Annotated in this window: 2 protein-coding genes; one reads left to right on the top strand and one right to left on the bottom strand. The window is 71.6% G+C overall.

From position 1 onward, the window contains the following. Positions 1-27: 27 nt before the first annotated feature. Positions 28-1,122 (bottom strand): adenosine deaminase, encoded by a 1,095-nt coding sequence (locus ACFWGZ_RS40545; RefSeq protein ID WP_382456897.1) that lies wholly within the window; start codon positions 1,120-1,122, stop codon positions 28-30. 360 nt (positions 1,123-1,482) lie between these two features. On the opposite strand from ACFWGZ_RS40545, the gene ACFWGZ_RS40540 reads away from it, so the two are divergent. Next, a partial coding sequence (locus ACFWGZ_RS40540; RefSeq protein WP_382456896.1) for a hypothetical protein occupies positions 1,483-2,865 on the top strand: 1,383 nt, incomplete at its 3' end.

The following is a 2,865-nucleotide window of genomic DNA, read 5'->3' as shown; positions in this document are numbered from 1 at the left end:
GGGCGGCCCTTCGCCGTTCGTGCCGGGTCACGCCGTGAGCGCGGCGTACCCCGGCTTGACGAGCTCGTTGATGATCGCGAGGCGCTCGTCGAACCCGAGGAACGCCGACTTCATCGCGTTGATCGTGAACCACTGCAGGTCGGCCCACCCGTACCCGAACGTCTCGGCGAGGGCGGCGAACTCGCTCGACAGCGAGCAGTCGCTCATCAGGCGGTTGTCGGTGTTGACCGTGACGCGGAAGCGCAGCTTCGCGAGCAGGCCGATCGGGTGCTCGGCGAGCGTGGGCGCGGCGCCGGTCTGCAGGTTCGACGTCGGGCACATCTCCAGCGGGATGCGGCGGTCGCGCACGTAGGCGGCGAGGCGGCCCAGCTGCGCACCGGCAGCGTCGTCCCCGGAGACCTTGATGTCGTCGACGATCCGCACGCCGTGGCCGAGGCGCTCGGCGCCGCAGTGCTGGATGGCCTCCCAGATCGACGGCAGGCCGAACGCCTCGCCGGCGTGGATGGTGAAGTGCGCGTTCTCCCTGCGCAGGTACTCGAACGTGTCGAGGCCCCTGGTGGGAGGGAAGCCCGCCTCCGGGCCCGCGATGTCGAAGCCGACGACGCCGAGGTCGCGGTAGCGGACGGCGAGCTCGGCGATGCGCAGCCAGCCCTCGTTCTGGCGCATCGCGCACAGCAGCGTGCCGATGCGGATCTTGCGGCCGGTGGCGGCGACGCGCCGCTCGCCGGCGCGGAAGCCCTCCTGGACGGCCTCGACGACCTGTTCCAGGCCGAGGCCCTTCTCGGTGTTGAGCTCCGGCGCGTAGCGGATCTCGGCGTAGACGACGCCGTCCGCGGCCAGGTCCTCCACGGCCTCGGCGGCGACGCGGACGAGCGAGGCCTCGTCCTGCATGACGCCGCACGTGTGGGCGAAGCCCTCCAGGTAGCGCACGAGCGAGCCGGAGTTGGCGTTGTCGCGGAACCAGCCGCCGAGGACGCCCGCGTCGGTGGTGGGCAGGCCCCGGTAGCCGGAGGCATCGGCGAGTTCGATCACCGTCTGCGGGCGGAGGCCACCGTCGAGGTGGTCGTGCAGCAGCACCTTCGGCGCGCTGCGGATGGACTCCAGGGTAAGCGGCGTACTCATTGGCACACATTACTCCAGACGACACGCCGCTTCAGCGTCGACCGAAATGATCATGGCGGCAGATATGATCATCTGCCGGGTCACCGTCGTTGCCGATCCGTGACTAGCAACTTTCTGCAACCACCACCCGGCCCGAGTCACCCCAAGGTAGGAACATCATCAGCTGTCGCCGCGCGCCCGCGCCCGGTGCCTCAGCGTTCAGAGCAAGGGGCTGGACCGATCGGGTCAGTCCTGCGTCCGCGCGCCCCCGATTCTTCACGGGGGTGGTACAGAGGCGTCCCGTGGCGCGGATAGGCTCCCGGGGTCTCCCCCTCCCCTGGACGAAGGCACTCAGCCGTGACAGAGAACAACAACTCCACGATGTCCTTCGATCGGATGCGCAACATGCTCACGCGCGCCGCGGAGATCCGTGAGAGCGAGCAGCAGCAGATCTTCGACGCGCTGGACGAGATCCACGCCCGGATGTCGCCTCTGGAGTCGCTGGGTTCGGTCCGCAAGCGCCTGTCGGAGCTCCCGGACCGCACTGAGGTCAGCGTTCTCGCGGAGCGCCTGGACGAGGCCCTCGCCAAGCTGGAGGCCCAGGACACCGCCGTCGCCGGCATCGGCCGCGCGGTGGACGCCCTGGTGGACAAGCTCGCCAAGCCGTTCGCGCAGCTCGACGGCCGTCTCGACGGTGTCGCCGGGCGCTTCGAGGGGGTCGCGGGCCGCATGGACGGCCTGGAGGACAAGCTCGCCTCCATCCACAAGCGCATCGACGACCTCGACGGCCACCTGGACAAGCAGGACGGCAAGGTCGACGCGATCCCCGGCGCCGTCACGAGCCCGCTGCGCGAGCGCATCGAGGCCCTCGAAGCCGCGCTGCGCGGCCGTCTCGACGAGGTGGACGAGGGCGTGCACGAGCACCTCGACGGCACCCGCGAGGCGCTGCAGAAGATCCTCGCCGACTCGTTCTCCGGCATCCACGGCCGCGCCGACGAGCAGCGCGACGCCCTCGCCGCCGCCCGCGCCGACCTGGCCGCCGCGATCGCCGACAGCCGCGGGGAGCTGGCCGGAGCGATCGCCGACAGCCGCGAGCAGCTCGTCTCGGCCGCGACCGACCGCCACAACCAGCTGTCCGCCTCCCTCGCCGACACCCGTTCGGAGCTGTCGGGCGCCGTCGCGGAGGCCCGCGGCCAGCTCGAGGGCACGCTGGCGGAGACCCGCGACTCGCTCGCGTCGTCGCTCGCCGAGACCCGCGACTCCCTCGCCTCGGCCGTCGCCGACACCCGCGAGACGGTCCACGGCAAGCTGGACGAGGCCCGCACCGCCCTGTACGCGGCGATCGAGCAGTCCCGCGACCAGGTCGACGCCGCCGACCGCCTCGAGTCCCTGGCCCGCCGCCTGGAGCTCGTGACGTCGCAGCTCGACACCATGACCAACCGCCTCGACAAGGTCGAGGACGGCTTCGCCGCCCGGATCTCCGAGCTCGGCGGCACGGTCGACGCGAGCCTCACCAAGGTCGCCGAGACCGTGGGCGCCCGTCCGGACACCGACTCGCTGCAGTCCCTGGTCCGCAAGTCGAACCAGGAGTCGGAACTGCGCATCGGCGGCCAGCTGGACGAGGCCATGGCCACCTTCGCCGAGCTCATCCTCGGCGGCGGCTCGCCCACGCCTCCCCCGCCGCCCACCGCCCTGCCGCGCCCGCAGCGCCGCACCCGCAAGAACGGCGGCCCGAAGCCGGCCAACGGCGGCAAGGACATGGAC

Origin of the sequence: Lentzea sp. NPDC060358 (assembly GCF_042725365.1) — a bacterium.
Lineage (GTDB): Bacteria > Actinomycetota > Actinomycetes > Mycobacteriales > Pseudonocardiaceae > Lentzea.
Note: the sequence above shows the minus strand (reverse complement) of the source record. Positions and strands in the feature narration are given on the sequence as shown.